The sequence below is a fragment of the Achromobacter sp. SLBN-14 genome, assembly GCF_006715415.1.
Lineage (GTDB): Bacteria > Pseudomonadota > Gammaproteobacteria > Burkholderiales > Burkholderiaceae_B > Achromobacter > Achromobacter mucicolens.
This window is the reverse complement of the sequence record NZ_VFNE01000001.1, coordinates 5,128,907-5,155,005: the sequence shown is the minus strand read 5'-3', so window position 1 is coordinate 5,155,005 and position 26,099 is coordinate 5,128,907. Positions and strand designations below refer to the sequence as shown.

Genomic DNA, 26,099 nt, shown 5'->3' with positions numbered 1-26,099 from the left:
CGCGATCACACCTTGAAGCGCGACACGCCGCTGCGCAGGTCATTGGCCACCAGCGTCAGTTCTTCGATGGCAAGGCTGGACTGCCGCAGCGACTCCACCGTCTGCTGGGCCGCGTCGCTGAGCTGCTGCAAAGCCTGGTTGATCTGTTCGGCGCCGGTGGCCTGGGCCTGCATGCCTTCATTGACCATCTGCACGCGGGGCGCCAGCGTCTGCACCTGCTGGATGATCTGCGACAGCTGGTCGCCCACCTGCTGCATGTCGGCCATGCCGCGGCGCACTTCCTCGGAGAACTTGTCCATGCCCATCACGCCGGCCGACACCGACGACTGGATCTCGCGCACCATCTGCTCGATGTCGTAGGTGGCCACGGCCGTCTGGTCCGCAAGGCGGCGGATCTCGGTGGCCACCACGACAAACCCGCGGCCGTACTCGCCGGCCTTCTCGGCCTCGATCGCCGCGTTCAGCGACAACAGATTGGTCTGGTCCGCAACCTTGGTGATCGTGGTCACCACCTGCGTGATATTGCCGGCCTTTTCATTCAGCACCGCCAGCTTGGCGTTGACCGAGCCCGCTGCCCCGACAACGTTGCGCATCGTGTCTTCCATGCGCGCCAGCCCCACCTGGCCGCTGCCCGCCAGCGTGGCGGTCTGCTCGGCCGCGCTGGAGACTTCGGTCATGGTGCGCACCAGTTCGCGCGACGTAGCCGAGATCTCACGCGAGGTGGCGCCGATTTCAGTCGTGGTGGCGGCCACTTCCGACGCGGTGGCCTGCTGCTGCTTGGACGTCGCGGCAATTTCCGTCACCGACGTGGCCACCTGCACGGCCGACCGCTGCGTCCTGCCCACCAGGCCGGTCAGTTCGTCGACCATGCCGTTGAAACCCGTTTCGATGGCGTTGAATTCGTCCTTGCGCGCCAGCTTCAGGCGCCGGGTCAGATCGCCGCTGCCGGTGGCTTCCAGCGTCTTGACGATGTCGCGCATGGGGTTGGCGATGGCGCGCATGAGCAGGTAGCCGCACACGATCGACGCGGCAATGGCCATCACCAGCGACACCAGCATCCCGGTTTCGGCCGCTTCCACGGATTGCTGAATGCTGACCGCGGCATCGTCGGCCTGCTTCTTGTTTTCGCTCACCATCCTTGCCAGGACGTCGCGCCCCCGGTAGAACGACGGGCGCAGTTCGCTCACGATGCGCGCCTGGGCTCGCGCCGCGTCCGCCGCCACCGCGGGCGACAGGATCTCGGTGCGGATGCGCTTGTACTCCTGCAACTCTTTCTGGAACGCGTCGAACATCTGTTGGTCGTCCTGCCGGGAAATCGTGCGCCGGTAGAACTCGATGTTCTCTTCAAGCTGCTGGTCGTTACGCGGCAGGGCTTCCAGCGCGACACGGCGGTCGGCCTCGGTCGGCGCATTGAACGCGTCCTGCACCACGACGAAGCCGGCGAACCACGACGCCCGGATCGACGTGCTGTAGTAGATGCCCGGCACCGCGTCGTTGTTGATCATCTGGGCCTCTGCTTCGACATGCAGGAGCCGCCGGTAGTCCACCACCACCATCAGCGTCATGATGGCCAGAATGGCCAGGAAACTGACCAGGATTCTTTGGCGGAGCGTCACATTCTTCATACCGGGAGACCTTTGTCCTAAATCGACTCGTCGACGCCCTGCCGGGACGCCCCTGGGTTATTCCCGCGCCGGCCAAGCCGCACCCGGCGTTTTTTACGGGAATATGGGAAATTTCGACAATTATTACAAAGGTGCCGCGCCGCAGCCATGAAAAACGCGGGAAAACGCCAAACATGGCGGCCTTGTCGGAAAAAAGCAAAGGTCTCTTACATAAAATCAATCGCGCGCGTGTCCGAACGGTTACATCTGCGGTCAGCCGGCGGCGCGCCACAGCGCGACCGGCGGCCGGTCCTGGACCCAGTCGCGGGCCTTTTCATAGGCGTGCGCCAGTTGCAGCACGGCCAGGTCGCCCCGGGGCGGACCAATCAACTGCATGCCCATCGGCAGCCCATCGGCATTGAAACCCACCGGCACACTGATGACCGGGCAACCGGCCAGCGTCCTGGGCGTGACGGTTTCCATCCAGCGGTGATACGTGTCCATGGGCCGCCCCGCGATCTCCTTGGGCCAATCCAGGTTGACGTCGAACGGGAAGACTTGCGCGGACGGCACCGCCAAAAAGTCCACGTCTTCAAACATGCGCAGCACGGCCTGATACCACGCACTGCGTTCTTCCGTGGCCTGATAGACCTGCCGGGCCGTCATGCCTTCCAACCCCTCGACCTCCCAGATCAGCGCGGGCTTGACCAGGTTTCGCGTGTCGGGATTGTGGACCAGGTCGTGGAACTGCCCGCCCACCATCAGGTGACGGTGCGCCAGCCAGATGCGCCACAGGCGGTCGCCCGCGAACGGCACCCGATAGGCGTCGACCTGGCAGCCGGCCGTCTCCAGATCCTTCAGCGCCTGCTCGCACAGGTCCAGAATGCCCGGCTCCATCGCCAGGTAGCCGTCCCAGTCGCCCAGCCAGCCGACCCGCTTGCCTGCAAGGTCCGCGTCCAGCGGCTGCGCGTACAGAGCCGGATCGTCCGTCAGCGACAGCGGCGCGCGCTTGTCGTGGCCGGCGATCACCGACAGCAGCAAGGCCACGTCGCGCGGCGTGCGGCCCATCGGGCCTTCGTAGGAAAGTTGCTTGAGAAAGACTTCGGGCGACGGGCCGGACGGCACACGGCCGGCGGACGGGCGCATGCCGTACACGTTGCAAAAGGCCGCCGGGTTGCGCAGCGAACCGCCAAAGTCGCTGCCGTCCGCCACGGGCAGCATGCGCGCGGCCAGTGCCGCCGCCGCTCCGCCGCTGCTGCCGCCCGCCGTCTTGGTGGCGTCGTAGGGATTGCCGGTGGCGCCATACACGCGGTTGTAGGTGTGCGAGCCCAGGCCGAACTCCGGCACATTGCTGCGGCCGATGAAGATTGCGCCGGCGGCGCGCATGCGCTCGACCAGGATGGAGTCATGCTGCGTCACCGTGCCCTTGTAGACCAGCGAGCCCATCGACGTGACCATGCCGCGCACGGCGGTCAGGTCCTTGGGCGCCTGCGGCATGCCATGCAGCCACCCCTGCCACTGCCCCGCGGCCAGCTGCGCATCGCGCGCATCGGCTTCGCGCAGCAGCTCGTCGCTGTCGCGGCGCGCGACGATGGCGTTCAGCTTGGGATTGACCTGGTCGATATGCGCCAGATACGCCTGCATCACTTCGCGGCAGGACACCCGGCGGCCACGGATGGCGTCCGACAGCGCATGCGCGGGCATGGCCACGATGTCATTGAGCGGGGCGGAAGTCGGCATGGCTATTCGTCTCCTGGGCGCACGCCGCGGATCCGCCGGGCGCGCATATTGTCATGGGGCGCAGCGCGGCGGCCGGCCGCGCGCATCGCGACAATACTACGCAAATCGGCGGCTCCGCGCCTGGGAAAAGCGCCGGATGTCAGGCGCGGCGGACGCCGCCAGCGTGACAGCCCGCACAGCCCCATCCCGGCAATTTCCGCCAGGCGGGTCTTAACGATTGGCTCAAGCAACCCTGCCGACAATTGCGCCAGGTCAAACCGCGCGATTCGCCCCCCGTCCTAACATCGCCTCCTGCCATCCCGCCCGGAGATCCTCTTGACCACCACCGCCCCCGACGACATCTGCACCGAAGCCGAAATCCAGGACATGGTCCACACCTTTTACGGCAAGGCGCGCGCCGACGAAGCCCTGGGTCCCATCTTCAATGGCATGGTCCACGACTGGGACGAGCACCTGTCCACGCTCTCGGATTTCTGGTCCGCCGTGATTCTGGGCACCCGGCGCTTCACGGGCATGCCCATGCCCAAGCACGCGGCCATGCCCAACCTGAAGGCTGAACTCTTCGAACGCTGGCTGGTGCTTTTTGGCGAAACCACCGACGCCCTGCCCAATCGCGCCCTGGCCGACGCCGCGCAGGAAATGGCCAAGCGCATGGCCCGCAGCCTGTGGTACGGCTACCAGTTGTCGCGCGACCCCAACCAGCCGCTGACCGAACTGCGCCCCGCCTGACGCCTTGCAAGGTCAGTCCACCCGCCACCACCCCGGCAACAGCCCGCGCACCTTGGCACGCCGGTAGCGGTCATCGATGAGGTGCACGGTGCCCTCATCGTGTTCGGTCCGGATCACCCGGCCGGCCGCCTGCACCACCTTCTGCATGCCCGGGTACAGGTACGTGTAGTCGTACCCGTTCTCCTCGCCATAACGCATGTCCATGGCGCGCTTCATGTTCTCGTTCACCGGATTGACCTGCGGCAGGCCCAGCGTCGCAATGAAGGCGCCGATCAGCCGCTTGCCCGGCAGGTCCACGCCTTCCGAGAACGCGCCGCCCAGCACCGCAAACCCCACCCCCTGCCCCGTTTCCGTAAACCGCGCCAGGAAGGCCGCCCGCCCCGGCTCGTCCATGCCCGGCGTCTGCAACCAGATCGGCACGTGCGGATGGCGTTCCCGCATCAGGTCGGCCACACGTTTCAGATAGTCGAAGCTGCTCAGGAAACCCAGGTAATTGCCGGGCCGCTCGCCGTACTGCCGGGCGATCAGGTCCGCGATGGGCGCCAGCGAACGTTCGCGATCGCGAAAGCGCGTGGACACGTTGCCCACGACGCGCACCGCCAGCTGGTTGGCCTTGAACGGCGCGGCCACATCGATCCACGGGGTGTCCTTGGGCAGGCCCAGCGTGTCCCGGTAGAACTGCTGCGGACTCAGCGTGCCGGAGAACAGCACCGTCGCGTGCGCCGCGGCATGCCGGGCGGCCAGATACGGCGCGGGAATCACATTGCGCACGCACAGCGTCGAAGGCGGGGTCTTGGCACTGCTGACGCCGGCGTCGCCAAGCGTCACATCGAATAGCGCGTGCGAGCCGAACTGCTCGGCCAACCGCATGAAATGCAACGCCTCGAAATAAAACCCCAGCAAGGGATCGTCCTGCGGCAGCGGCGTCTGGCCGATGAACTCGGTGATGGCGGCCACCGCCTTCTGCACCGCCGTCAGCACGCCGGCTGGCGCGGCATCGTAGGCCTGATAGCGTTCGGCCTGCTTCTTGTTCAGCGCATTCCAGGAGCGGTGCAGCCCGTCCAGCGATTTCTTCAGCGCCTTGGGCGCCGCGTACCGCGCGGCGGTCAGCCGGCTCTGGTCGAGTTCGCCGGTGTACATGCGCCGCGCACGATCCACCAGGTTATGGGCCTCGTCGACCAGCACGGCCACCTTCCATTGATGCGCCTGCGTCAGCGCATGCAGCATGGCCGTGGCGTCGTAGTAGTAGTTGTAGTCGCCCACCACCACGTCGCTCCAGCGGATCAGTTCCTGCGACAGGTAGTAGGGACACACGTCGTGTTCAAGCGCGGTGGCGCGCACGGCGGGCGCGTCCAGCCGCGTGTACTCAAGCGCCGCGGCGCGGGCCTGCGGCAGGCGGTCGTAGAAGCCGCGCGCCAGCGGACAGGAATCGCCATGGCAAGCCAGATCCGGATGCACGCAGCTTTTATCGCGCGCTTGCAGATCCAGAATGCGCAAGCCAGGCTTGGCGGGCTGCGCATTGATGGTTTCCAGCGCCTCGACCGCCAGCCCCCGGCCCGACCCCTTTGCCGCCAGGAAGAACACCTTGTCCAGGCCTGTGCCCGGACCGGCCTTGAGCAGCGGAAAGATCGTCCCCAGCGTCTTGCCGATGCCCGTGGGCGCCTGAGCCATCAGGCAGCGCCCATCGCGCGCCGTGCGGTACACGGCCACCGCCAGATCGCGCTGCCCCGCGCGGAATTCGCCATGCGGAAACGCCAACGTCTCCAGCGCTGCGTCGCGCGCCTGCCGGTGCGCGAGTTCGGTCTTGGCCCACGCCAGGAAACGCTCGCATTGCAGCTGGAAGAATGCGGCCAGGTCGGCCGCCTGGTGGGTCTCAACCAGCACGGTCTCTTCCTCGGTCGCCACGTTGTAGTACACCAGCGCCACCCGCACGTCGGCCAGGCCACGCGCCTGGCACAGCAGATGGCCGTACACCTTTGCCTGCGCCCAATGCACCACGCGATGGTTTTCGCGCACGCTGTCGAACTGCCCGCGGTAGGTCTTGATCTCTTCGAGCTGATTGGCTGCAGCGTCATAGCCATCGGCACGCCCCCGGACCAGCAGATCGCCAAACACGCCCGACAGCGACACTTCGGTTTCGTAGTCCGGCCCGCGCCGCCCTGTGACGGCCGCATGGCCAGCCATGCCTTCCAGGCCGCTGGGCGCGGGCGTGAAACGCAAGTCCAGATCCCCCGCCCGCGCCGTGAATTCGCACAACGCCCGCACCGCCACCGCATAGCTCATGCGGCCTCCTGCAACCAGCTCACGTGGCACACGCGCACCGGCATGCCGTGCGCGACGCAATATTGCAGCCAGCGGATCTGGTTGTCCTGCAGCTTGTCGCCCGGTCCTTTCACCTCGATCAGTTCATAGCGGCGCTCGGCGGGCCAGAAGCGCACCAGATCGGGCAGACCGGTGCGGTTGCCCTTGACGTCGCGCAGCAGCCGCGTGAAGAAAAGCTTCAGGTGCGCGGCCGGCAGGCAATCCAGCGCCTGCGCCAGCAACGCATCTGACAAGGCGCCCCAGAACACGAACGGCGACTGCAGACCGGCCTTGTCCGCATAACGCTGCAGAATCACGTCCCGGTAAGCCGGCGTATCAAGGAGGGCCAGGCAGGCCTCGAACTGCGCCTGACGACGGGCATGAAAGTCCGGCGCTTCCAGATCCGCCGGACCGCGTTGGAACGGGTGAAAGAACGCGCCCGGCAGCGGTGCGAACACGGCCGGCCAGCACAGCAATCCGAACAGCGAATTGATCAGCGCGTTCTCGACGTAGTGCACCGGCGCGTCGTCGTGATGCAGGTGATCGCGCGTCACGTATTCGACCGCGGACGGTTGCGCCGGGCGGGCCAGCGCCAGCTCCGTGCGCGGCAGGATGGGTGCCGCGGCGCGTGCCGCCGCGCCCTGCCCCAGCCCGCGCCGCAACCGCGGCATCATGCGTGCCACGCGCTGGCTTTCTTCCTCGCTTTCGGGCGCGCTGGCGGCTTGCTGGGCCAGCGCCATCGCGTCTTCGAAGCGCTGCATCCTTTCATAAACGCGGATGCGCCGATGCCGCGCGCCAGGATAGCCGCAGGCCGCGTACACGCGCTGGGCGGCTTCCCAGTCCTGTGCGCGTTCGCAGGCTTGACCAATGCGCAGCAACACCTTGGCGCGGCGCTTTTCCAGCCATGCGTTGCCGCTGATGCACGCCTGCGCCGCCTGCAACAGATCGTCCACCGCCCCGCCCTCGTCCAGCGCCTGGCGGCAGGCGTGCAGCGCCAGATAGCAATCCACGTCCGCCCGCGTCTGAAAGGCCCGCGACGCCGCATCGAACGGCACCGTTTCGTACTGGAACACGCCCAGGTCCGCCAGCACGAACTCCGACCAATCCTGATGCAGATTGCCGAAGAACATGAGGCGCAGGCGTTCGCAACGGTCCGCCACCATCACGCGCCAGACGGCTTCCGCGGTTTGCGGCGCCCAATCGCAAAATGGCCGGGCTTGCGTCAGATCGGCGCGCAGCGCTTCAAGCATGTCGGCCTTGCGCACGCCCGGCCTGGCTGCCGCGTGCGAGGCGAACACCCGGCAGAGCTCGGGCTTGGTCAACAGCACGAACAGTTCATCCAGCGCCATCGGCGCGCGCCGGTCCAGCCACCCCAGCGCTTCGAGCGGCCCGGCGGCCTCTTCAACGGCCGGAATCTCTTCGTACACCAGCCGGCTGGCCCGAAACCACGGTCCGCGCCGCATCAGCATGCGCACCATCAACGCCTGCGACGCCTGCGGCAACGCCGCGAAGTCCGTCAGAAAGCGGCAATCATCCTCGTCCAGCAGATCGGCGTAACGGTCCGAGACCCACGCCAGCGCGCGCTGGAAATTGTGCAGATAGTAGTAACGGTGCGGGGGCAACATCGGCGGCGGCCGGCTGGACTGTTTATTTATCCAGTAATCATAGCAGGCCGGCAGTCTTCGCTGAACCGCAGGCCCGGGGCCGCCCGGCAACCCGCCGCCCGTCCCAAACTGCCCGCACCGCCTTTCGCGCAGGGAAAGCTCGGCAGGTCGGCGGCTCATCTACCCACGCATGAAAAACGGCGCCGGAAAGCCTCAGGCTCTCCGGCGCCGTTTGCCGTCCCGCCGGCCAATCGGCGGGACAGTCAATCACGACATCGTCACATCACTGCGCGCGCACCGGTTGCGGCGCCGCGCCGATGTCCTTGCGGACCTTGGCCACGTCGGACGCGCTGACCGCCGCGCCCTTGTTGCCCCAGCTCGACCGGACAAAGCTCACGACATCGGCAACTTCCTTGTCGGTCATGCGCCAGTCGAAGCCCGGCATCGCGTACGCGGTGGGCGCCGAGGCCGTGCCCGGCATCTGCGCGCCCTTGAGCACGATGTGGATCAGCGAGGCCGGATCGGCCGAGTTGACCGTCGAGCTCAATGCCAGTTGCGGGAACGTTTCGGTATAGCCCTTGCCCGTGCTGCGATGGCAGGCCGCGCAGTTGTTCAGGAAGGCCATCGCGCCGTCGCTCGTGTCCTTGCCGGACCGCAGCGCTTGCGCCACGGTTTCGTCATAGGCCAGCGGCTTGGTCGCGTCCTTGTTCACGGGCGGCAGGCTCTTCAGGTACACCGCGATGGCGTTCAGGTCGTCATCGGTCAGGTGCTGGGTGCTGTCCTCCACCACCTGGGCCATGCCGCCAAACGCCGCCGAATGACCGTTGCGGCCGGACTTCAGGAAGGTCGCAATGTCTTCCTTGCTCCAGCTGCCCAGGCCGTCGGTCGCGTCGCCGCGCAGGTTCTTGGCCAGCCAGCCTTCCACCACGCCGCCCGACAGGAAGGCCGAGCCGTCCGCGTCGGTCAGCGCCTTTTCCTGCAAGGCCACGCCGCGCGGCGTGTGGCAGGTGCTGCAATGGCCCAGGCCCTCGACGAGGTACTGGCCGCGCAGCAGCGCCTGCTTGTCCGCACCGCTCGTGTTCACCGTGACAGGCGCCGTCGCAACGTCCGGCGCGAACATCCAGCGCCACACCGTCAGCGGCCAACGCATCGACATCGGCCAGACAATGTCGGTGTCCTTGTTTTCCTGCTTCACCGGCTCGACGCCGTGCATGAAGTAGGCATATAGGGCCTTCACATCCTCCGGCGTGACCTTGGCGTACGCGGTGTAGGGCATGGCCGGGTACAGCGAATGTCCGTCCTTGGCCACGCCGTGGCGCACGGCCCGGTCGAAGTCCTCGTACGAATAATTGCCGATGCCCGTTTCCTTATCCGGCGTGATGTTCGTCGAATAGATCATGCCCAGCGGCGAATCGATGCCCAGGCCGCCGGCAAAGGGCTTGCCGCCCTTGGCCGTGTGGCAGGCGATACAGTCGCCGGCGCGCGACAGGTATTCGCCCTGCTTGATCATCTGCGCGTCGCTGGACGCCGGCGTGCCGTCGGCCGCGAACGCGGCGCTGGCAACGAGGGCCGAGAAGGCCGCAACAATGGTGTGCTTGATCATTGTTCCGTCTCCTTAAGCCTGGACCAGCGGGCCGGGGTTCTTCAGGTACTGGTCGCGAATCGCCTGCGCCGCCCAGTAGGCCAGCGCGCCGACCAGACCGGTCGGGTTGTAGCCCATGTTCTGCGGGAACACACAGGCGCCCATCACGAACACGTTCGGCACGTCCCAGCTTTGCAGGTACTTGTTGACCACGCTTTCCTTGGGATTGGAGCCCATGATGGCGCCGCCCGTGTTGTGCGTGCTCTGGTAGACGCGCGTGTCGTAACGGGCGCCCTTCTTGCGCACGGCGACGAAGTGCTTTTCAGGATTCATGGCCTTGGCCACGGTCTCCATGCGCTTGCCCATGTAGCCCAGCATGTCGAACTCGTTGTCATGCCAGTCGAACGTCATGCGCAAGAGCGGCTGACCATAGGCGTCCTTGTACGTCGGATCGAGCGACAGGTAGGCGTCGCGGTACGACATCACCGAACCGGAAATCCCGATCGTCATGAAGCGCTGATAGGCGTCCTGAACGCCCGCCTTCCAGGCCGTGCCCCACGTCGGCGTGCCCGGCGTCGTCGGCGTCTGCTTGATGGGACGGCCGCCGTAGCGCACGTGGCGGATGCTGGCGCCGCCCAAAAAGCCCAGCGGACCGTGGTCGAACTGGTCGCCGTTCAAGTCGTCCATGCCCACGCCGCCCGCGCCGGTGCCGACGAAGGGGTTGAGCTGGGTACCCTTGGGCAACAGCACGTTGACCGCGCCGTTCATCTGGTACGCGTAGTTCTTGCCGACCACGCCTTCGTTGGTCTTCGGGTCATACGGCTTGCCGATGCCCGACAGCAGCAACAGGCGCACGTTGTGCATCTGGTAGGCCGACAGGATCACCAGATCCGCGGGCTGATCGATCTCGTTGCCGTCCGCGTCGATGTACGTTACGCCCACGGCCTTCTTGCCGGTCGAATCCAGATTGACCTTGATGACCTGCGAACGCGTGCGCAGCTCGAAATTGGGCTTCTTCAGCAGCACCGGCAAAATGGTGGTCTGCGGCGAGGCCTTCGAATACATGTAGCAGCCGTAGTTCTCGCAGAAGCCACAGAAATTGCAGGGGCCCAGGCGCACGCCGTACGGGTTGGTGTACGGACCCGAGGCGTTGGCCGCGGGCGTGGGATACGGGTTGAAGCCGACTTCGCGCGCGGCCTTCTCGAACAGCGACGCGCCGTAGGTCGTGGCCAGCGGCGGCAGCGGGAATTCCTTGCTGCGCTTGCCTTCCAGCGGGTTGCCGCCTTCGACGATCTTGCCGTTCAGGTTGCCGGCCTTGCCCGACGTGCCGCAGACGTATTCGAACTTCGAGAAGTACGGTTCCAGTTCGTCGTAGGTCACGCCGAAGTCCTGGATCGTCATGCCTTCCGGAATGAACTTCTTGCCGTAGCGCGTTTCGTAGCGGGTGCGCAGTTCCAGCTCTTCGGGCAGCACGCGGTAGTGCATGCCGTTCCAGTGAAAGCCCGCGCCGCCCACGCCCGTCCCCAACAGAAACGAACCGTTCTGGCGGTACGGCACGGCCACGTCATCCACGCCATGGCGGATCGTCACGGTTTCCTTGGACATGTCCTGGAACAGATAACCGCGCACCGAATACTTCAGCTCGTCGATCACCTTGGGGTACTCGGCGTCCTTGGGCGTGTCCTGCATGCCGCCGCGCTCCAGCGCCAGCACCTGCAAGCCCGCTTCGGTCAGCTCCTGCCCCAGGATCGCGCCGGTCCAGCCGAACCCGACCAGTACCGCATCCACTTTGTCTTTCTTGATCGCCATGATTTAACCCTTCTCCCCAGAGATCGACACGGGGCCATAGGGATACTTCACGTTGGGCTGGTCGACCCAGTCCATGAAATCGGCGCGCGCGCCGGGAAAGCCCACCATCTTCCAGCCCACCATGTTCTTATTGCCGCCGTAGATCGGATCGGCAAAGAAGCCTTCCTTGGTATTGGCCAGCAGGAAGCTGAAGAACGTCTTGGACGGCACGGATTCGAATGCGATCTTGCCCGACTGCAGGTCCTTCAGGATCTGTTCCTGCAGGGCCTTGTCCAGCTCGGCGTATGCCTTGCCGTGCGTTTTCACGCACCAGGTATCACAGGCCTCGATGCCGTTGCGATAGACCTGGCGGGGATTCTGGTCGAGCTGGTAGCCCAGTTCCGGCACCTGGTCGGTGTGGAACGGTCCGTCCATGTACCACAGCTTGCCGTGGCCAAAGGGCGTTTCCATCTGACGATCGATGAACTCCGGCACGCCGGCCGCGATGGCGCCTGGACCGTACTCGTCGGCAGGAATCAGATGATCCACCGCGGCAACGATGAAGGCCCATTCGGCCTTGGTGAAATAGGTGGGCTCGTAAGCCTTGGCCGCCTTTGCGGCATTGCCGTCGGCGGCGTTGGTACAGCCGACGGTCAGGCCGCCGACCGCCAGCGTCGACGCTGGCACAATGGCCATCGCCTGCAGAAACCGCCGGCGCGGTTGTGCGTCATCAGTCATGGACATCTCCGTGAATATTCCAAGTTGTCCTAGCGCGCTACCGAACATGAACCTGGAAACACGAACTGCCCGAGCTAGTGACAACACGCTCTTTTCTTGCTCAAGATCAAGACTGCTCTTTGAAAAGGGACGTAAGAGCAGGTGTCGGCATTATGCGCTTCTGATCCGCTCGTTCGACCGTATCAGATGGAATTTCTTGACGTGGAAAAGTCTTTTGCATTAAGGACAACGTAAGAACATCGGAAATGCATTGCTTTCTGACAGCAAGGTGAACAAAAACCGTCGTCGCCCGTCCAGTACAATCCGCGTTTGGCGACGTTGTGATCGCCCATCTGTCTGGACCCCAAGCATGTTGCGTCTGTCTGAAATCAAGCTGCCGTTGAACCACACGCCCGAGGAACTGCCCGCGGCAATCCTCAAGAAACTGGGCATTCCGGCCAGCGACCTGAACGGCTTCACCATCTTCCTGCGCAGCTACGACGCGCGCAAGAAGCACAACATCCTGCTCATCTATGCGCTGGATGTGGACGTGGCCAACGAAGCCGCAATCCTCGAGCGCTTTCACGACGACCGCAACGTCAAGCCGTCTCCGGACACCGAATACAAATTCGTCGCTCAAGCCCCCGCCACACTCGCCAAGCGCCCCATCGTCATCGGCACCGGCCCCTGTGGCCTCTTTGCCGGCCTGGTCCTGGCGCAGATGGGGTTCAAGCCCATCATCCTGGAACGCGGCAAGGCCGTGCGCGAACGCACCAAGGACACCTGGGGCCTGTGGCGCAAGCGCATCCTGAATCCCGATTCCAACGTTCAATTCGGCGAAGGCGGCGCGGGCACGTTCTCGGACGGCAAGTTGTACAGCCAGATCAAGGACCCCAAGCACTACGGCGAAAAGGTCCTGAAGGAATTCGTCCTGGCCGGCGCGCCCGAGGAAATCCTTTACGTCAGCAAGCCCCACATCGGCACATTCCGCCTGGTCGGCATGGTCGAAGTCATGCGCGACACCATCACCAAGCTAGGCGGCGAAGTCCGCTTCTCCAGCCGGGTTGAAACGTTGCACCGTGAGAACGGCAAGGTCACTGGCGTCACGCTGGCCAATGGCGAACACATCGAAGCCGACCACGTCGTCCTGGCCATCGGCCACAGTGCCCGCGACACCTTCCAGATGCTGCTGGACCAGGGCGTCTTCATGGAAGCCAAGCCCTTCTCCATCGGCTTTCGGATCGAACACCCGCAATCCCTCATCGACCGCGCGCGCTTCGGCCCCAACGCCGGTCACCCCATCCTGGGCGCCGCCGACTACAAGCTGGTGCATCACGCCAGCAACGGCCGCTCCGTCTACAGCTTCTGCATGTGCCCCGGCGGCACAGTCGTCGCGGCCACGTCCGAACCGAACCGCGTCGTCACCAACGGCATGAGCCAGTACTCGCGCAACGAACGCAATGCGAACGCCGGCATCGTCGTGGGGATTTCGCCTGAGGTCGACTATCCGGAGCACGTGCTGGCTGGCGTCGACTTTCAGCGCAAGTGGGAATCGCAGGCGTTTGAGCTGGGCGGCCGCGACTACAGCGCGCCGGGGCAGTTGGTGGGCGACTTTCTCGCCGGCAAGGCATCCACCGAGTTCGGCGCCGTCAAGCCCTCGTACACGCCCGGCGTGCACCTGACCGACCTGGCCACCGCTCTGCCCGACTTCGCCATCACCGCGATCCGCGAGGCCCTGCCTGCGTTCGACAAGACCATCAAGGGTTTCAACATGCCCGACGCCGTACTGACCGGCGTCGAAACCCGCACCTCTTCGCCCATCCGCATCAAGCGCGATAACGACACACTGCAGAGCATCAACACGCAGGGGTTGTTCCCGGCCGGTGAAGGCGCGGGTTACGCGGGCGGGATTCTGTCGGCGGGGGTGGACGGGATCAAAATCGCCGAGGCTGTGGCGTTGAGCATCATGGGCCGTCAGGGATAAAGGATCAGGGATACACGCAGATCGCCAGTGACGCCCAGCGCACTCGCCGGGCGTCACTCGCGATCACAAATCCGCCGCGTCCCGCAGATCCACCCCATCCAGGTCCGCAGCGCATAGCGCGTCATACATCACCCGGTCGCAAACCGGGTCGATCGACATCTGCGTCTGGCAAAAAATGTGCGCATCGCCGATGCGTTCCTCTCGAAAGACGAGATTGGCGCCGCCCAGGATGCTGTAGTACAGCTCGTCTTCGCCCGTCAGGAAATTCCGGTCGTACTTCTTCTTGACCCGCGACGCTTCCACATCCAGCGCATCAAGCGTGCGCATCACATTGCAAAAATAGTATTGCGGTCCCGGCGAGCCGTCGGCCTGCGTGTAGTCGCAAGCGCTGAATACAAAGGCCTCGGGATCGACCGATTCGAATACCCGCTTCAAAGGCTCCGAGACGATCCAGATGCCGGCCCACTGCTCGAATTGCCGAGGCGCCCCGCCCTGCTCTGGCACATGGACGATGTGCGGCCGTTCGCAGTATTGCGTAGGATCGCCGTTGGGCGGATCCATCGTGTACATGCCGGGCCGAATCAGTTTTTCCTCGTTGGCGATCACAAGGCCCGGGCCAATGCCATCACGCCAAAGGCCCGCGCCGAGGACGAAGTATTTCCCCTTCTGCGATTCAAACGTCATCACGTGAGCATTCTCCGGGGCAGATCCAAGGCTCACCATCGTAACGCCAACGCGCTTATTCAGATGGCCGCGTCTGCGTCAGCCCCGTGGGCGGCCCATCAATTGCCGTCCACCCAGCATCCACCGCCAGGCTGCTGCCCGAGATATAGCTCGCGGCATCCGACGCCAGAAACGCCACCGCCGCGCCCACCTCGGACGGCTGGCCCCAGCGGTTCAGCACCATATGACCGGCATACGTGTTGTAGATGTCGGGACGTTCCTTCAGCGGCTCGGTCAGACGGGTCTCGATGATGCTGGGCATCACTGCGTTGACGCGCACGCCGTAGGGGCCGACCTCCGCCGCGAACGCCTTGACCATCTGCTCGATGCCCGCCTTCGTGGCGGCGTAAATGCCCAGGCCGGGCTCGATCGTCACGGCACGCATCGACGAACACAGGATCATGCTGCCCGCGCCCTGCTTCATCATCGGCCGTCCGAAGTGGCGCATGAAGTGAAACGCGCCGCGAAGATTCAGGTTCACCACCTGGTCGAACTCGTCTTCCGTGTAGTCCACGATGAGCTTGCGGATGTTCAGCGCTGGTGTGGACACCGCGATGTCGATCCTTTTTTGCTCGGTTAAAACCCTGGCGGCCAACTGCGCGATGGACTCACCGCTGGCCGCATCGGTCTGCATCCAGTTCGCCGCGCCGCCGCCGTCGATGATCTGCTGCGCCGTGGCCTGCGCGCCAAGTTCGTCGCGGTCCGCGCACATCACGTAGGCGCCCATCGCACCCAATGCGTGCGCCGACGCTTGCCCGATGCCGGAAGCGGCGCCGAGTACGACTGCGGTTTTGCCTTGGAGACTGAATAGTTGGGGGTAGTTGGTCATGAAGCTTCGATGAAGACTGTTATGGATACGGACTGGCTTGTTGCGGCCGTCGGACTGCTCAAAATGGATTCGGACCGCTCGCGGAGGCCATCCGACTGCGCAACGCGCAAACGCTTGGCTATTATCCTTGCATGATCCAAGCCCCGCCCATCGCCATCGCAGCGCAGATTGATGACGCCAGACGCGTCATCGAACGCCATCTCGGAACCCGCCTTGCCGCCATCCATCTGTTCGGCTCTGCGGTCGCCGGCGGGTTGCAGCCTCACAGCGATATCGACCTGCTCGTCACCGTGACTGAGCCGCCCGACACGGCAACGCTCCATGCTTTGGCGCTGGAACTACTGACGGTCTCCGCACCGCCGGGCCAGTCGCCCAGTTTGCGCGCGCTTGAAGTCACCGTGATGACGCTTCAGCACGCCGTACCTTGGCGTCACCCGGCCCGGCGAGAGCTTCAATTCGGCGAATGGCTGCGCGAGGATTTGCTGGCGGGCATCGTGGAGCCGCCCATGCAAGACCACGACCTCGCCATCGTCCTGACCAAGGTGTTAGGCGACAGCATCCCAGTCGTCGGTCCGCCTGCCGATCAGATCCTTGACGCCGTACCGCGCCAGGATCTGACACGCGCTTTGCTGGACACCGTCGCCCAATGGAACCATCCAGAGGACTGGGCGGGCGAAGAGCGAAACATCATCCTGGCGCTGGCGCGCATCTGGTACACGGCTGTGACGGGGGAAATCGCATCAAAGTCAGACGCGGCGACGTGGTTGCTGGAAAGGATCGACCCACCCCATCGGCCGATCCTCAGCAAGGCGCACGCGATCTACCTTGGACGAGCCACGGACGATCTGGCCGAACGGCACGCAGAGGAAACGGCGGCGTTCATCGCTTACGCGCGCCGCGCGGTCGAAAGGACTTGCGCCGCCGGTTGAGCGACGCGAATGCAAAAAAGCCGGCATCAGCCGGCTTGGTTGACTTAGCGCGCCATACCGATCTGCAGCACTGACGGGTCGCGCTGCATGTACCGATTAATGATCTGGCTCAGAATCGGGTTGCCAGCGTTCTCCGCCTTCGGCGCCGTCAGGCTGATCACGGCCGCGCACAGCTTGCCCACCTGAACGGTGTGCCCCTTCACATCGGCCTGCACCGTCGCCGCCAAGGCCTTTTTCCAGGCCGCGCCAACCCCATCGACCGCCTGCTGCGCAACGCCGCAATCCGAGTAGGACAGCGAAAGCACCACCGCAGGCACGTCCTTGACCTGCACGTCCGCAATGATGCCGCCAAAGTAAGGCGGAATGCCTTCATTGCTGGATGCCGCAGCCGCTTGAAGCTTCTGCTTTGCCCCCTCAAAGTCGGCCGGCGATGACATCAACACCTTTGCCGGATCCACCCCTTGCAAGCCAAAGACCGGCGAGATGACAGCCGCCTGTACGATCCGCCCGCCATCCGAAGGTACGGATTCCTTCAGGCCGGTAATGGAAGCCGCCACGATCTCGCTGTCCGCAACGGAAGGCTTGGGCTGAGACAACGCCTTCATTCCCGAGGGCGCCGCTGCCTGCACCAACGCCGCATCCAGCGGCAACACAAACGTCGGCATACCCATCGTGCCCCGCCATGGTTGCTGCCCGGTGGCTTTGGTCAGATCGGGTTTATTGGGCTCGCCGTTTGCCATCAATCCGGCCACATCGCCGTCCACGGGCTTGAAGTCTGCCTGCTTCAGACGATCGGCAAACTTTGCCGCCGATTGTTTGTCCCTCAGCCCCCAGTAGGTGACATTGCTGGGCGACTGGCCAAAGCCTGCGAAATAGGACAAATCGTTGAGAGGAATATGCGCGCTGTCGGACCATTTATCCAGACCGTAGCCCATGGATTGCAGCGGCGTGATCGCCTGCGCGATAGACAACCGGCGCATCGCATCGGCGGTGGGCCCATCTTTTTCAAGGCCGCGCCACGCCTGCATATCAAGGAAGGATATCTGTATCGCTTCAGGGGCACTCAACACCACCTGCGGTACTTGCTTCAAGGCCTGTTGCAAGGTTTGCGTGCTGTCCTGTGCTGCCATCGACGTACCGCAAACAGTCATCAAGCCAAGTGCAAGGGCCTTTAAGCGCATCCGATATCTCCTGTGGGGTGTTACCTAAATGAGATCGGGCAGTATATCAATGGTCGGTCACCATTTAAGGAGCGCGCGATGAATGGCTTTGGCGTTCAACAACGCCGCGGCGAATCAGATTATTCCTATTGGCACCCCTTTTCGCGGCACTGTAGCCTCAAGGCCAACATCACCGCCATTCGAACGCGCCGCATGACTAACGATGAAGCCCTCATGATTGCCATGAACACCGTCCTGATCTTCATTGCCTCCTCAAGTGCCAGAAAGAGTGCGCTGTCTTCCAAACCCAACATAAGACGGACTGCGATCAGTGTTTTCCTGGTCTGCTTCGCGACGACGTATCTGGTTGCGTACTACGTACGCCTTCTCCCGTTCGACAGAAGCGTGCTGTCCGCCGCGGTATCGGCGCCCATATTCACCTTGTGCTTCTATGGCTTTCGCTGGGGATGGTCACGGAGCAAGAAATAAGGCGACACCACTAAACGCCGCCCGATGCAAATGCCGAAAGCCCGCGTTTATGCGGGCTTTCGGCGTATTGCTTACTGCTTGATGCCGGTCTGTGCCGGCCGCGGGTTTACTCCCACTCAATCGTCGCTGGCGGCTTGCTCGACACGTCGTACACCACCCGATTGATCCCGCGCACTTCGTTGATGATCCGCGACGAAACGCGAGCCAGCAGCGGATGCGGCAGCGGTGCCCAATCAGCGGTCATGAAGTCGAACGTCTGCACGGCACGCAGCGCAACCACGTACTCATACGTGCGGCCATCGCCCATGACGCCCACCGATTTCACCGGCAGGAACACGGCAAACGCTTGCGAGGTCAGTTCGTACCAGGTCAGGCCGCTGGCCTCGTCCTTGGTGTTGCGCAGTTCTTCGATGAAGATCGCGTCGGCACGGCGCAGCAGTTCGGCGTATTCATGCTTCACTTCGCCCAGGATGCGCACGCCCAGACCCGGACCGGGGAACGGATGGCGGTAGACCATCTGCGGCGGCAGGCCGAGGGCAACGCCCAGTTCGCGGACTTCGTCCTTGAAGAGTTCGCGCAGGGGTTCAAGCAGTTGCAGGTTCAGCGTGTCCGGCAGGCCGCCCACGTTGTGGTGCGACTTGATGGAGGTGGCCTTGCCCGTCTTGGCGCCGGCGGACTCGATGACGTCGGGGTAGATCGTGCCCTGGGCCAGCCACTTGGCGCTCTTTTGCTTGCCGGCTTGTTCCTGGAAGACTTCGACGAATTCGCGGCCGATGATCTTGCGCTTGGCTTCGGGGTCGGCGACGCCGGCCAGCTTGCCCATGAATTGCGCGGTGGCGTCGACGTGAATGATCTTCACGCCCATGTTTTCGGCGAAGGTCTGCATGACCTGCTTGCCTTCGTCCAGGCGCAAGAGGCCGTGGTCGACGAAGACGCAGGTGAGCTGGTCGCCGATGGCCTTGTGGATCAACGCGGCGGCAACCGAGGAGTCCACGCCGCCGGACAGGCCGAGGATGACTTCGTCGGTGCCGACTTGCTCGCGGATGCGGGCGACGGCCTCCGACACGTAGTCGGGCATGTTCCAGTCGCCCGAGCACTCGCAGATCTCGTTCACGAAGCGGGCCAGCATGGCCTTGCCCTGAACGGTGTGCGTGACTTCGGGGTGGAACTGGACGGCGTAGAAGCGGCGGTCTTCGTCGGCCATGCCGGCGATGGGGCAGGACGGCGTGGATGCCATCAGCTTGAAGCCCGGGGGCAGCTCGGTGACCTTGTCGCCGTGGCTCATCCAGACCTTGAGCATGCCGTGGCCTTCGGGCGTGCTGAAGTCTTCCAGGCCTTCCAGCAGCTTGGTGTGGCCGTGGGCGCGGACCTCGGCGTAGCCGAATTCGCGGTGGTCGGAGAAGCTGACCACGCCGCCCAGTTGCTGCGCCATGGACTGCATGCCGTAGCAGATGCCCAGCACGGGCACGCCCAACTCGAACACGGCGTGCGGGACGCGCATGGAGCCCTCTTCGTAGGCCGAAGCGTGGCTGCCGGACAGGATGATGCCCTTCAAACCCTGCGCCATCTGTTCGCGCACGAAGGCGTCGTCGACGTCGCCAGGGTGGACTTCGGAATAGACGCCGGCCTCGCGGACGCGGCGGGCGATCAGCTGCGTGACTTGCGAACCGTAGTCGAGGATAAGAATGCGCTGGTGCATGGAGACTCTACCCGTTGGAAATAAAACCGCACCGGCAGACCCGCTGATCGTTGCGGTTCTGCCGGTGCGTGATGCATGACATTGTAGTTGACTGTGCGGATCAGTCGGCGCGGTAGTTGGGCGCTTCCTTGGTGATCTGCACGTCGTGCACGTGGGACTCGCGAACGCCCGCGGAGGTGATCTCCACGAACTCGGCCTTGGTGCGCATGTCGTCGATGGTGGCGGCGCCGCAGTAGCCCATGGAGGCGCGGATGCCGCCGACCAGTTGGTAAATGATGGCGAGCACGCTGCCCTTGTAGGGGACGCGGCCTTCGATGCCTTCGGGGACCAGCTTGTCGGCGTTGTTGGCCGGGTCCTGGAAGTAGCGGTCGGCCGAGCCTTCCGTCATGGCGCCCAGGCTGCCCATGCCGCGGTACGACTTGTACGACCGGCCTTGGAACAAAACGACTTCGCCGGGGGCTTCTTCGGTGCCGGCGAACATGCCGCCCATCATGCACGAGAACGCGCCGGCGGCCAGCGCCTTGGCGACGTCGCCCGAGTAGCGGATGCCGCCGTCGGCGATGAGCGGAACGCCCGTGCCTTCCAGCGCCTTGGCGACTTGCGAGATGGCATGGATTTGCGGCACGCCAACGCCGGCCACGATACGCGTGGTGCAGATGGAGCCGGGGCCGATGCCGACCTTGACGCCGTCGGCGCCGTATTCGACCAGCGCGCGCGCGGCGGCTGCGGTGGCGATGTTGCCGCCGATGACTTCAACCTTGGGGTAGTTCTGCTTGACCCAGCGCACGCCTTCGAGCACGCCCTTGGAGTGGCCGTGCGCGGTGTCGACGATAAGGACGTCGACGCCGGCGGCGACCAGCTTTTCCACGCGTTCTTCGGTGTTGCCGCCCACGCCCACGGCCGCGCCAACGCGCAGCTGGCCTTGGCCGTCCTTGCTGGCCATCGGGTGCTCGGTGTTCTTGACGATGTCCTTGACGGTGGCCAGACCACGCAGTTCAAAGCCGTCGTTCACGATCAGCACGCGTTCCAGACGGTGCTTGTGCATCAGGGCCTGCGCTTCTTCGAGCGTGGCGCCTTCCTTCATGGTGACCAGGCGCTCCTGCGGCGTCATGATGTTGCGCAGGGGCTGATCCAGGTTTTCTTCGAAACGCAGATCGCGGTTGGTGACGATGCCGACCAGCTTGCGGCCTTCGACGACCGGCAGGCCCGAGATGCCATGCTGGCGCTGCAACGCAATGGCGTCGCGCACTTTCATCTGGGGGGTGACGGTGACCGGATCGATCACGATGCCGAATTCGTGGCGCTTGACGCGAGCCACTTCACGCGCTTGGGCGTCGGCGGAGAGATTCTTGTGGATGATCCCGATGCCACCCTCTTGCGCCATGGCGATGGCCAAGCGCGATTCGGTGACGGTGTCCATGGCGGCGGACACGAGGGGGATATTCAGGCTGATATTGCGAGTCAGGCGCGTGGCCAGGGAGGTGTCGCGCGGCAACACCTCGGAATACGCAGGCACCAACAACACATCGTCGAAGGTGAGCGCTTTTTGTACGAGACGCATGGGTAACTCCGGGCGCAAAGCGAGATTATACGCCGCCAGCCTGATTTGACTAGGTGTTAACCATAGGTCGAGGTGGATATTTATGACACCGCAACGACACGACAACCTGAGTGACTTATTTTTACCCGGACTATATTGACAGGGAATTTTGGCGGGGTAATAATCCAATCCATAAATTTACCCGGACAAAAAAATGATTCCTAACCTTTCCGACTCTCATACCGCCTTCGAAGGCCATCGGCTGTTGGCGGCGGGCTCGCTGGCCGACGTGGCGCTGGCGGTCAAGCAGGCGCTGGCCGCGCGCCGTAATGACGCCGTGCTGGTGTTCCAGGATTCGACAGGCAAGCAGGTCGATCTGGACGTAAGCGGAGATGATGCGCAGATCGCTGACCGTTATGCCCGGGCGGACACTGCCGACCCCGTGGTTCAAGACACGCCGCCCGACGAGGCGCCGCGCGGCCGGGGCCGACCGAAACTGGGCGTGGTGCCGCGCGAGGTGACCCTCTTGCCGCGCCATTGGGATTGGCTGGCCGCCCAACCAGGCGGCGCTTCGGTGGCGCTGCGCAAACTGGTGGAGCAGGCCCGCCGCGACAACGAGGCGCAGGACGCGCGACGCCATCGCCAGGAGGCGGCGTACCGCTTCATGACCAGCGTCGCGGGCAACCTGCCTGGTTTCGAGGAAGCCACGCGCGCGCTCTACGCGAACGATCGCGACGCGTACGCGCGGCATGTGGGGCAATGGCCGCACGACGTGCGGCGCTATGCAATGGCGCTGGCGTGGGACGCTGCCCAAGCGCCGGCCGAAGATGTTTGAATCCGGCCGCGAGCTGCCCGGCGCCAATGGGCGCCCCTGCGCGCGGCAACTACAGCGCAAGCCGAAGGCGTGCCCCGCAACCATCCCGCCGGATTTATGAGGTATGTTCCCGGAACACCCGACGGATCCCGACGATGCAGTCCGACGAAAACTACCTCCTCTACGACGGCGATTGCCCCTTCTGCTCAAACTACGTGCGGATGATGCGGCTACGCAAGGCCGCCGGGCCCATCGCTCTGCTGAACATGCGCGACCATCCCGAGCTGGCCGCGCACCATCGCGCGCAAGGCTTCGACCTGAATCAGGGCATGCTCCTGCATCTGGATGGCCGCGATTACTGGGGCGCCGACGCGATCCACCGGCTGGCGTTACTCAGTACCGGCAGCGATGTGTTCAACCGCCTGAACGCCACCATCTTCAGCAACGCCTGCCTGTCCAAGGCGCTATATCCGTTCATGCGCACGGGCCGCAGCCTGACGCTGGCCTTGCTGGGCAAGAAGAAGATGCCTTGATGCGTACGCCGCGCAACCAAGGCAACTCGCGCAACTCGCACACGCTACGCGCCCTAACGCCCACGCCTGCTGGCCGCGGGCCTCGCAGCCGCGCCCTGCTGGCAGGGCGCTTGCCCGCCCCGCCGTTTTATCCAATCAATCCGGAACTGACCTGATGATCTACCTTATTGGCGCCCTGCTTCTCGCATGCACGCTGGTCGCGGCCGTCTATCGCCGCCTGCAGCGCCGGCCCGCGGACTCGGGCCGCGCCATGTCCCGCGACATGCTTGCGGGCGCGGCAATCTTTGCATTTATGGGGCCGGCCGTCGGCATGGTGGTGATGGCCGTCGTCATATCCATCGGTGCGCAGGATCCGGAGCTGCTCTTGTTCGGTCTCTATGGGCTGCCGTGGGCCTATCTTTTCGGCGGCATCCCGGCGCTGCTTTGCGGGATGACCGCGGGCGCGCTCAAGCCTGCCGCGCCGTCCTGGCTGGCAATCCTGCGCATGGGTCTGATCGGCGCGGCGTATGCCTTCGTCTTCCTGCTGACGTTCGGCACGCGCGACCGGTCCCTTGCGGCCCTGGGGTTCCCGTTATTCATGGGCGCCCTGCCCGCTGCGGTGGCCGGCCTGTTGTGCGCGCGGGTGCTCTACGGCAAGCCGGTGGCTATTCGCTAGCCCAGTTCAGGTCCGGCGACGCGGTTCCATGCGCATGAAAGTGCAATAGCGCCGACGCCGCCAACGAGCGGTCCACGCATTGGAACTGCGGATAGCTGCCTGATTGCCCGCCCGCCACCAGATCCTGGTCATGGTCTTCGGATCTGGTGGGATCGATCAGCGTGTGTATACGCGCGTCCCCATCTGAAGAGATGAACACGACGTAGGCGCCGTCGCCGCCGCCGATCGACATGACCGTGTCGTCGTCGATCACGAAGGCGGTCGAGCTGAAGACCTCGCCATCCAGCCTGTCCAGTGCGGCGAGCAGGTCGCCCTCGGTGGGAGTGTGATGCGCGCGGGTCTGTACCTGGTCGCCCTGGCGCATGTCTTCGAGAATTCTGACGATCTGCACGGTGCTCCTGCCGCCCGTTGGCGGCGCGGTGAGGGTTGTCGCTTTCAAGCGAGGGATCACGGCAGATACTACATCGGCCGTGATCCGCACTGCCCTGCCCGCGCGAAGACTAGGGCGTCAATGCGCGCACGAAGAAGAATCGCAGCATCTCGGCCGTGGCGTCCGGACCGGACCGATCCGTGTAGGACCCTTGTTCCGATCCGCCCGCCCAGGCATGTCCGGCGCCGTGAACATCCCAACGTTCGGCGACGATGTCGCCCGTGGCGTCGCGGTACAGATGCCGGGTGCTGTGCCGCTTATTGGCGGCGCCAGGAACGCGCACGGTTTCAACGCGCGCGCCGGGCCCCACGCTGGCCGCGATCACGTTGTCGGCATTGCCGGGGTGCACGGTTGCATCGCGGTCGCCGTGAAAGACGATGACCGGCACGCCGGCATTGGCCGGCGCGGCCGTTTTCAGGCCCACGCCCTTCATCGCGGACAGCGCCGACGGAAGATCCGACGCCACGCCAGCAGCCAACCCCGAATGCACGCCTGCCGCCGCATACAGGTCGGGATAGGCGCCGGCCAGGATCGCGGCCATGGCCCCGCCCGCCGACAGTCCGGCGACATACACGCGCGCCGGATCGATGTTGTGGGTGGCCATGACCTCGCGCGTCATGCCCGCCAGGATGGCGGGTTCACCGCGCCCTTGCTGCTGGTGGTTGTGCTTGAACCAGTTCCAGCACTTCTGGGGATTGGCATCGCGCGCTTGCACGGGATACAGCACGTAGAAACCCTGTTCGCGGGCGGCGTCGTTCATGGCGGTGCCCGCCGCGAAATCGTCGGCGTCCTGGGTGCAGCCGTGCAGCATGACAACCAGGGGACGCGGCGCGCCCTCCGGATTGGGCGGCACATACAGCTTGTAGCCGCGCTGTCCGGACGCATTGCGAAATGATCCCGACGTGAACGTATCGCCCGAGACAGCAGCGGTGTGCGTGGGCGGGACGGCTTCGTCGAACGCGGGCCGGGCCGCACCAGAGGCCCGGCCGGAATCGGGAACCTCCCAGGCCTCAACGTCGATGACGTCGGCATCGTCGTTGCTCGGCGCGGCAGCGGCCGGCAAGCCGCGCAGCGCGGCCTGGATCGCGGCGGTGGCAGCCGTCAGATCGCCGGCTTGCGTGAGCTGGGTGGCGCGGTTCATGAGGTGCTGGAATTCAGGGTGCATTGAGTGACCTTTTTGCGGCGTGGACGATCAGCGGATGCGCTGACGCAAGGCGGCTTTGACGGCGGGGCTGGCATGCAGCGCCCCCAATACCGTTAGAGATTCGATCGTGGCAAGCGCGAGCTCGGGCGTGACATCGGAGGCGATGGTCGCCAGGCCCAGCACCCGTATCTGAAGCATTTCGCCCGCGGCTTGAACCGCCAGCAGCTCCTGCGCGGTGTAGTGCTGGATGCCAAGCACCAGCGTTTTACGGCTGACGGCCTGACGCACCGCGTCGCCATGGGTGGCAAGTTGATTGCGGATCGCCGTTCGGATCAGGTCCGTACGGTTTGCATAAAACCCTTCCTGGACGAGCAGATCGATCTGGCCAAGGTCGACATAACCCAGGTTGATCGTGATCTTCTCGTCCGCAGGTTTGGGGGTGGAGGCGAGTTGTGAAGTGCGAGGCGGCATGGATCGAATCATAAACCATCCACTTGGATGGTCCGTGGATGTTTCAACTTGATATATCCGCGCCAGCCCGGTTGATGCTGGCAAGGCGCGCGCCGCTCCGCTACTGTGGTCTTGAACCCCAGGGGATTCCTATGCCGCGACGGCTTGTTTCGGGCTTGCTCATGTCTGCTGCATGCGCCACCGCGGCCAGCGCACAGCCGGTCCCGCCCGATCTGCATGGCGCCCTGATCGTCTCGTCAACGTATCGCTACTACGCGTCGATCCTGTACAGCTCCGCCGCAGCCGCGCGCGGCGGCGCGCTCGCCGCTTGCCGCGAAGACGAGCCCCACGCCACCTGCGCGGTGTATGCCAGCTTCAAGAACCAATGCGTGGCGGTGGCTGCGAACGGCGCGCAGCACGTCGTCGCCATTGGCGAGCATGCATGGGACGGGCAGCGGACCGGGGATTACGTTCTGGGCCTGTGCCGCGACAAGACGGGATCCGAATGCAGGCTGGTGCTGACCGCGTGCTCGACCCAGGCGCAGCAGTTGCAGGATCAAGGCGCCCGTGCCGACGGGGCGATGCAGCAGGACTTCCAGGCCCAGTACGCCGGCCCCCTTGACCAATGAACTACAGTCGGTCCCATCAACGTTCA

The 26,099-nt window shown here is 64.5% G+C and carries 23 protein-coding genes; 8 read left to right on the top strand and 15 right to left on the bottom strand.

Going from position 1 to position 26,099, the window contains the following annotated elements:
• Positions 1–5 precede the first annotated feature (5 nt).
• On the bottom strand, positions 6–1,625 hold the full coding sequence (locus tag FBY20_RS23635) for a methyl-accepting chemotaxis protein (RefSeq protein WP_142054911.1): 1,620 nt from the start codon (positions 1,623–1,625) through the stop codon (positions 6–8).
• A 252-nt stretch (positions 1,626–1,877) separates the two neighbouring features.
• The gene (locus FBY20_RS23630; protein WP_142054909.1) at positions 1,878–3,344 is read right to left on the bottom strand and encodes an amidase; all 1,467 of its coding nucleotides are present in this window, start codon (positions 3,342–3,344) and stop codon (positions 1,878–1,880) included.
• A 366-nt stretch (positions 3,345–3,710) separates the two neighbouring features.
• Between FBY20_RS23630 and FBY20_RS23625 the strand changes: the two genes are divergently transcribed.
• Positions 3,711–4,073, top strand: coding sequence for a group III truncated hemoglobin (locus FBY20_RS23625; RefSeq protein WP_056318787.1), 363 nt, complete (start codon positions 3,711–3,713; stop codon positions 4,071–4,073).
• A gap of 12 nt (positions 4,074–4,085) precedes the next feature.
• On the opposite strand, the gene FBY20_RS23620 is transcribed toward FBY20_RS23625, so the two are convergent.
• The 5 genes from FBY20_RS23620 to FBY20_RS23600 all read right to left on the bottom strand — a co-directional run bounded on the left by FBY20_RS23620 (position 4,086) and on the right by FBY20_RS23600 (position 12,086).
• Positions 4,086–6,356: an ATP-dependent DNA helicase gene (locus FBY20_RS23620; protein WP_142054907.1), complete on the bottom strand. Its 2,271-nt coding sequence runs from the start codon at positions 6,354–6,356 to the stop codon at positions 4,086–4,088.
• A complete protein-coding gene (locus FBY20_RS23615; RefSeq protein WP_056318114.1) occupies positions 6,353–7,999 on the bottom strand; it encodes a VRR-NUC domain-containing protein in 1,647 nt (548 codons plus the stop codon). Before FBY20_RS23615 ends, FBY20_RS23620 begins: the two co-directional genes overlap by 4 nt.
• A gap of 262 nt (positions 8,000–8,261) precedes the next feature.
• Positions 8,262–9,581, bottom strand: a complete 1,320-nt coding sequence (locus FBY20_RS23610; protein ID WP_142054905.1) for a cytochrome c — start codon at positions 9,579–9,581, stop codon at positions 8,262–8,264.
• Between the two features lie 12 nt (positions 9,582–9,593).
• Positions 9,594–11,369: a GMC family oxidoreductase gene (locus tag FBY20_RS23605; RefSeq protein ID WP_142054903.1), complete on the bottom strand. Its 1,776-nt coding sequence runs from the start codon at positions 11,367–11,369 to the stop codon at positions 9,594–9,596.
• A gap of 3 nt (positions 11,370–11,372) precedes the next feature.
• Positions 11,373–12,086 carry a gluconate 2-dehydrogenase subunit 3 family protein gene (locus tag FBY20_RS23600; protein WP_142054901.1) on the bottom strand — a complete coding sequence of 238 codons (714 nt, stop codon included), beginning with the start codon at positions 12,084–12,086 and terminating at the stop codon, positions 11,373–11,375.
• A gap of 349 nt (positions 12,087–12,435) precedes the next feature.
• Between FBY20_RS23600 and FBY20_RS23595 the strand changes: the two genes are divergently transcribed.
• Positions 12,436–14,049 carry an NAD(P)/FAD-dependent oxidoreductase gene (locus tag FBY20_RS23595; RefSeq protein WP_142054900.1) on the top strand — a complete coding sequence of 538 codons (1,614 nt, stop codon included), beginning with the start codon at positions 12,436–12,438 and terminating at the stop codon, positions 14,047–14,049.
• Between the two features lie 63 nt (positions 14,050–14,112).
• Here the strand turns inward: FBY20_RS23595 and FBY20_RS23590 are convergent, their stop codons facing one another.
• Both FBY20_RS23590 and FBY20_RS23585 read right to left on the bottom strand, forming a co-directional pair.
• Positions 14,113–14,772, bottom strand: a complete 660-nt coding sequence (locus FBY20_RS23590; protein WP_142054898.1) for an imm11 family protein — start codon at positions 14,770–14,772, stop codon at positions 14,113–14,115.
• A 16-nt stretch (positions 14,773–14,788) separates the two neighbouring features.
• Positions 14,789–15,601 (bottom strand): SDR family NAD(P)-dependent oxidoreductase, encoded by an 813-nt coding sequence (locus tag FBY20_RS23585; RefSeq protein ID WP_142054896.1) that lies wholly within the window; start codon positions 15,599–15,601, stop codon positions 14,789–14,791.
• Positions 15,602–15,732: 131 nt separating this feature from the next.
• On the opposite strand from FBY20_RS23585, the gene FBY20_RS23580 reads away from it, so the two are divergent.
• Positions 15,733–16,530, top strand: a complete 798-nt coding sequence (locus FBY20_RS23580) for an aminoglycoside adenylyltransferase family protein (protein WP_142054894.1) — start codon at positions 15,733–15,735, stop codon at positions 16,528–16,530.
• 44 nt (positions 16,531–16,574) lie between these two features.
• On the opposite strand, the gene FBY20_RS23575 is transcribed toward FBY20_RS23580, so the two are convergent.
• Entirely contained in the window at positions 16,575–17,711 is a 1,137-nt protein-coding gene (locus tag FBY20_RS23575; RefSeq protein ID WP_255452460.1) for a hypothetical protein, read from the bottom strand.
• A gap of 78 nt (positions 17,712–17,789) precedes the next feature.
• Between FBY20_RS23575 and FBY20_RS23570 the strand changes: the two genes are divergently transcribed.
• Complete coding sequence (locus FBY20_RS23570) at positions 17,790–18,179, top strand: hypothetical protein (protein ID WP_142054892.1); 390 nt, start codon at positions 17,790–17,792, stop codon at positions 18,177–18,179.
• Between the two features lie 106 nt (positions 18,180–18,285).
• Here the strand turns inward: FBY20_RS23570 and guaA are convergent, their stop codons facing one another.
• On the bottom strand, positions 18,286–19,878 hold the full coding sequence (gene guaA, locus FBY20_RS23565; protein WP_062841038.1) for a glutamine-hydrolyzing GMP synthase: 1,593 nt from the start codon (positions 19,876–19,878) through the stop codon (positions 18,286–18,288).
• Positions 19,879–19,978: 100 nt separating this feature from the next.
• A complete protein-coding gene (gene guaB / locus FBY20_RS23560) occupies positions 19,979–21,439 on the bottom strand; it encodes an IMP dehydrogenase (protein ID WP_056319209.1) in 1,461 nt (486 codons plus the stop codon).
• 193 nt (positions 21,440–21,632) lie between these two features.
• On the opposite strand from guaB, the gene FBY20_RS23555 reads away from it, so the two are divergent.
• The 3 genes from FBY20_RS23555 to FBY20_RS23545 all read left to right on the top strand — a co-directional run bounded on the left by FBY20_RS23555 (position 21,633) and on the right by FBY20_RS23545 (position 23,420).
• Complete coding sequence (locus tag FBY20_RS23555; RefSeq protein WP_142054890.1) at positions 21,633–22,253, top strand: DUF2239 family protein; 621 nt, start codon at positions 21,633–21,635, stop codon at positions 22,251–22,253.
• 134 nt (positions 22,254–22,387) lie between these two features.
• Positions 22,388–22,765, top strand: a complete 378-nt coding sequence (locus FBY20_RS23550) for a DCC1-like thiol-disulfide oxidoreductase family protein (RefSeq protein WP_142054888.1) — start codon at positions 22,388–22,390, stop codon at positions 22,763–22,765.
• A gap of 154 nt (positions 22,766–22,919) precedes the next feature.
• Positions 22,920–23,420, top strand: a complete 501-nt coding sequence (locus FBY20_RS23545; RefSeq protein ID WP_142054886.1) for a hypothetical protein — start codon at positions 22,920–22,922, stop codon at positions 23,418–23,420.
• Here FBY20_RS23545 and FBY20_RS23540 read toward each other — a convergent pair.
• The 3 genes from FBY20_RS23540 to FBY20_RS23530 form a co-directional block, all read right to left on the bottom strand.
• Complete coding sequence (locus tag FBY20_RS23540; protein WP_056319201.1) at positions 23,410–23,811, bottom strand: Imm1 family immunity protein; 402 nt, start codon at positions 23,809–23,811, stop codon at positions 23,410–23,412. The two genes, FBY20_RS23545 and FBY20_RS23540, sit on opposite strands and share 11 nt — an antisense overlap.
• Before the next feature lie 109 nt (positions 23,812–23,920).
• Entirely contained in the window at positions 23,921–25,015 is a 1,095-nt protein-coding gene (locus tag FBY20_RS23535; protein WP_142054884.1) for a PHB depolymerase family esterase, read from the bottom strand.
• A 27-nt stretch (positions 25,016–25,042) separates the two neighbouring features.
• Entirely contained in the window at positions 25,043–25,465 is a 423-nt protein-coding gene (locus tag FBY20_RS23530) for a hypothetical protein (RefSeq protein ID WP_056319198.1), read from the bottom strand.
• Between the two features lie 161 nt (positions 25,466–25,626).
• Between FBY20_RS23530 and FBY20_RS23525 the strand changes: the two genes are divergently transcribed.
• On the top strand, positions 25,627–26,073 hold the full coding sequence (locus FBY20_RS23525; protein WP_160144432.1) for a DUF4189 domain-containing protein: 447 nt from the start codon (positions 25,627–25,629) through the stop codon (positions 26,071–26,073).
• The last annotated feature ends 26 nt before the right edge of the window (positions 26,074–26,099 follow it).

What these genes read in the sequence shown, in the direction of transcription:
- FBY20_RS23635 (WP_142054911.1), bottom strand. Translation starts at nt 1,625, where the DNA reads ATGAAGAATGTGACGCTCCGCCAAAGAATCCTGGTCAGTTTCCTGGCC.
- FBY20_RS23630 (WP_142054909.1), bottom strand. Translation starts at nt 3,344, where the DNA reads ATGCCGACTTCCGCCCCGCTCAATGACATCGTGGCCATGCCCGCGCAT.
- FBY20_RS23625 (WP_056318787.1), top strand. Translation starts at nt 3,711, where the DNA reads ATGGTCCACACCTTTTACGGCAAGGCGCGCGCCGACGAAGCCCTGGGT.
- FBY20_RS23620 (WP_142054907.1), bottom strand. Translation starts at nt 6,356, where the DNA reads ATGAGCTATGCGGTGGCGGTGCGGGCGTTGTGCGAATTCACGGCGCGG.
- FBY20_RS23615 (WP_056318114.1), bottom strand. Translation starts at nt 7,999, where the DNA reads ATGTTGCCCCCGCACCGTTACTACTATCTGCACAATTTCCAGCGCGCG.
- FBY20_RS23610 (WP_142054905.1), bottom strand. Translation starts at nt 9,581, where the DNA reads ATGATCAAGCACACCATTGTTGCGGCCTTCTCGGCCCTCGTTGCCAGC.
- FBY20_RS23605 (WP_142054903.1), bottom strand. Translation starts at nt 11,369, where the DNA reads ATGGCGATCAAGAAAGACAAAGTGGATGCGGTACTGGTCGGGTTCGGC.
- FBY20_RS23600 (WP_142054901.1), bottom strand. Translation starts at nt 12,086, where the DNA reads ATGACTGATGACGCACAACCGCGCCGGCGGTTTCTGCAGGCGATGGCC.
- FBY20_RS23595 (WP_142054900.1), top strand. Translation starts at nt 12,436, where the DNA reads ATGTTGCGTCTGTCTGAAATCAAGCTGCCGTTGAACCACACGCCCGAG.
- FBY20_RS23590 (WP_142054898.1), bottom strand. Translation starts at nt 14,772, where the DNA reads ATGGTGAGCCTTGGATCTGCCCCGGAGAATGCTCACGTGATGACGTTT.
- FBY20_RS23585 (WP_142054896.1), bottom strand. Translation starts at nt 15,601, where the DNA reads ATGACCAACTACCCCCAACTATTCAGTCTCCAAGGCAAAACCGCAGTC.
- FBY20_RS23580 (WP_142054894.1), top strand. Translation starts at nt 15,733, where the DNA reads ATGATCCAAGCCCCGCCCATCGCCATCGCAGCGCAGATTGATGACGCC.
- FBY20_RS23575 (WP_255452460.1), bottom strand. Translation starts at nt 17,711, where the DNA reads ATGCGCTTAAAGGCCCTTGCACTTGGCTTGATGACTGTTTGCGGTACG.
- FBY20_RS23570 (WP_142054892.1), top strand. Translation starts at nt 17,790, where the DNA reads ATGAATGGCTTTGGCGTTCAACAACGCCGCGGCGAATCAGATTATTCC.
- guaA (WP_062841038.1), bottom strand. Translation starts at nt 19,878, where the DNA reads ATGCACCAGCGCATTCTTATCCTCGACTACGGTTCGCAAGTCACGCAG.
- guaB (WP_056319209.1), bottom strand. Translation starts at nt 21,439, where the DNA reads ATGCGTCTCGTACAAAAAGCGCTCACCTTCGACGATGTGTTGTTGGTG.
- FBY20_RS23555 (WP_142054890.1), top strand. Translation starts at nt 21,633, where the DNA reads ATGATTCCTAACCTTTCCGACTCTCATACCGCCTTCGAAGGCCATCGG.
- FBY20_RS23550 (WP_142054888.1), top strand. Translation starts at nt 22,388, where the DNA reads ATGCAGTCCGACGAAAACTACCTCCTCTACGACGGCGATTGCCCCTTC.
- FBY20_RS23545 (WP_142054886.1), top strand. Translation starts at nt 22,920, where the DNA reads ATGATCTACCTTATTGGCGCCCTGCTTCTCGCATGCACGCTGGTCGCG.
- FBY20_RS23535 (WP_142054884.1), bottom strand. Translation starts at nt 25,015, where the DNA reads ATGCACCCTGAATTCCAGCACCTCATGAACCGCGCCACCCAGCTCACG.
- FBY20_RS23530 (WP_056319198.1), bottom strand. Translation starts at nt 25,465, where the DNA reads ATGCCGCCTCGCACTTCACAACTCGCCTCCACCCCCAAACCTGCGGAC.
- FBY20_RS23525 (WP_160144432.1), top strand. Translation starts at nt 25,627, where the DNA reads ATGTCTGCTGCATGCGCCACCGCGGCCAGCGCACAGCCGGTCCCGCCC.